General features: G+C 45.5%; 3 protein-coding genes. All 3 read left to right on the top strand.

What is annotated here, in order from left to right; genetic code table 11:
- The coding region (locus ACK5NH_RS06230) for a molybdopterin dinucleotide binding domain-containing protein (protein WP_416918404.1) at nt 1–1,091 on the top strand (1,091 nt) is incomplete at its 5' end.
- Nucleotides 1,092–1,093: 2 nt separating this feature from the next.
- Nucleotides 1,094–2,632: a nitrate reductase subunit beta gene (narH, locus tag ACK5NH_RS06235; protein WP_416918406.1), complete on the top strand. Its 1,539-nt coding sequence runs from the start codon at nt 1,094–1,096 to the stop codon at nt 2,630–2,632.
- Between the two features lie 5 nt (nt 2,633–2,637).
- A partial coding sequence (narJ, locus tag ACK5NH_RS06240; protein WP_416918408.1) for a nitrate reductase molybdenum cofactor assembly chaperone occupies nt 2,638–3,203 on the top strand: 566 nt, incomplete at its 3' end.

The following is a 3,203-nucleotide window of genomic DNA, read 5'->3' on the forward strand; positions in this document are numbered from 1 at the left end:
ATCCTAATACTTTTGCTCGCTTTACGGCTTTGGGTCCACTGTTATCGAGCCAAGGTAATGGCGGTAAAGGGATTAACTGGAACACCGACAGCGAAGTCGAACTACTTAAAAAACTCAACTATGTACACCACGATGGCATAGCGCAGGGCTTAGCAAAGATTGAATCTGCAATCGACGCCGCTGAGGTTATCTTGACTCTAGCGCCTGAGACCAACGGCCATGTTGCAGTGAAAGCTTGGGATGCTCTAAGTGAGTTCACAGGCCTTGAACATCGGCATCTTGCCACCAATAAAGAAGAGGAGAAAATCCGCTTTCGCGATATTCAAGCTCAGCCACGTAAGATTATTTCTAGCCCGACCTGGTCAGGCCTTGAAGATGAACACGTTTCCTACAACGCTGGTTATACCAACGTCCATGAGTTTATTCCTTGGCGTACCGTGACTGGGCGTCAGCAACTCTACCAAGATCACCAATGGATGCGTGACTTCGGTGAAAGCTTGATTGCCTACCGTCCACCCATCAATACCCGCACGGTACACGAAATCATGGGAAAAAAAGGCAATGGCAATAAGGAAAAAGCATTGAATTGGATCACACCACATCAAAAATGGGGGATCCACTCAACCTATAGCGAAAACCTATTGATGCTGACCTTATCCCGTGGCGGGCCAATCGTATGGATGAGTGAAGACGATGCTAAAGACTTAGGCATTGAAGATAACGATTGGATTGAAGCCTTCAATAGCAATGGCTCATTAACTGCCCGCGCGGTAGTCAGCCAACGAGTACCAGAAGGCATGGTTATGATGTATCACGCCCAAGAGCGTTTGGTGAACATTCCTGGATCAGAAATTACCGGGCAACGCGGTGGTATCCATAACTCGGTCACTCGAGTCTGCCCAAAGCCCACACATATGATTGGGGGCTATGTCCATCAAGCTTACGGCTTTAACTACTATGGCACTGTGGGTTCTAACAGAGATGAGTTTGTCGTTGTTCGTCGCATGAATAACGTTAACTGGTTAGACAACGAAAATAACGATCACAAACAAGCACCCAATATGCACAGCGGTCGGTCTGGGGAGAAATAAGTATGAGAATTCGTTCACAAGTCGGCATGGTCCTGAACTTAGATAAATGTATTGGCTGCCATACCTGTTCGGTAACTTGCAAAAATGTCTGGACTAGCCGAGAAGGTATGGAGTATGCATGGTTTAACAATGTCGAAAGCAAGCCTGGTACAGGCTACCCTAGCGATTGGGAAAACCAAGAGAAATGGAAAGGCGGCTGGATACGCAAAATTAGCGGTAAACTTGAACCAAAGATGGGCGGCAAGATCAGTGTGTTAGCAAAGTTATTTAACAACCCAGATATGCCAGTCATTGATGATTATTACGAGCCATTCACCTTCGATTACGAATATCTACATAATGCACCGCAAGGCAAACATCAGCCGATTGCCCGCCCTCGCTCATTGATCACCGGCGAACGTATGGACAAAATTGAAAAAGGGCCAAACTGGGAAGAAATCCTCGGCGGCGAATTTTCTAAACGCTCGGCGGATCAAAACTTCAACCATATACAAAAAGAAATGTATGGCCAGTTTGAAAATACTTTCATGATGTACTTACCTCGTTTGTGCGAGCACTGTTTAAACCCTGCTTGTGCTGCTACCTGTCCAAGCGGTGCAATTTATAAACGAGAAGAAGATGGTATAGTACTGATAGATCAGGACAAATGTCGTGGTTGGCGCATGTGCTTAACAGGCTGTCCATACAAAAAAATCTATTTCAACTGGAAGAGCGGTAAGTCAGAAAAATGTATCTTCTGTTACCCTCGGATTGAAGCTGGGCAACCCACTGTCTGCTCCGAAACCTGCGTAGGCCGTATTCGCTATTTAGGTGTGATCTTGTACGATGCTGACCGCATTGAGCAGGCAGCTTCAGTACATAACGCACAAGATCTCTACCAAAGCCAATTAGATATTTTCTTAGATCCAAACGATCCGAAAGTGATTGCTGAAGCTCGCAAACAAGGTATTACTGAAAATGTGCTTGAAGCGGCACAAAAATCCCCAGTTTATAAAATGGCTATTGATTGGAAACTTGCACTTCCATTACACCCTGAATATCGCACCCTTCCTATGGTCTGGTATGTGCCACCGCTCTCACCGATCCAATCGGCAGCAGATGCAGGGGCTATCGGCCAAGAGGGGGTGTTACCCGATGTTAAGAGCCTGAGAATTCCAGTTCAATACCTCGCTAATCTGTTAACCGCTGGCGATACCAAACCCGTTTTACATGCATTAGATCGCATGTTAGCCATGCGCCACTTTAAACGCGCCGAAACCGTAGATGGCAAAGTCGATACTAGCGCATTAGATCAGGTTGGGTTAACGGTACAACAAGCTCAAGAAATGTATCGTTATTTGGCGATTGCTAATTACGAAGACCGTTTCGTGGTACCAAGTAGTCACCGCGAGCTAGCAAAGGAAGCCTTCCCCGAGGCCAAAGGTTGTGGCTTTAGTTTTGGCAATGGTTGCCATGGCGGTGACGACAGCAAATTCAACCTTTTTAACAGTCAGCGCATTAACGCCATCGACATTACGGCGAAAACCTTGGGGGATAAATAATGCAGATGAAATCATTAAGATTGATAGCACTGCTGCTAGATTATCCCGAACAAGAGGTTCGGGATAATGCACAGGAATTAAATCAACTCATAAATCAATGCGCAGAACTAAATACTAAACAGAAAATACTCATTAATCAGTGTATCGAACAAATTGTCCGAACACCTTTAATGGATTTACAGGCGCAATATGGCGATCTGTTTGAGCGAGGCCGATCCTTGTCATTATTACTATTTGAACATGTTCATGGTGAATCCCGTGACCGTGGACAGGCAATGATTGATTTACTCAATCAATATAATGCTGCTGGAATGGAGTTAACGGCGAAACAACTGCCCGACTATTTGCCAACCTACCTCGAATATTTGTCGCAACTGACCGTATACGAATCCATAGATGGCTTAAAAAATGTTGCGCCAATCCTCGCGTTACTTAAGGAACGACTGAGTCAACGGCAGAGCTTTTACAGTAATTTGCTGCAGGTGTTAGTCGAGCAATCAGGAGAGACAATTGCACAGGAAAAACTGGCCGAAACTGTGGCAAATGAGGCCAAAGATGACACACCTCAAGC

The organism is Shewanella sp., assembly GCF_047975355.1.
GTDB lineage: Bacteria > Pseudomonadota > Gammaproteobacteria > Enterobacterales > Shewanellaceae > Shewanella.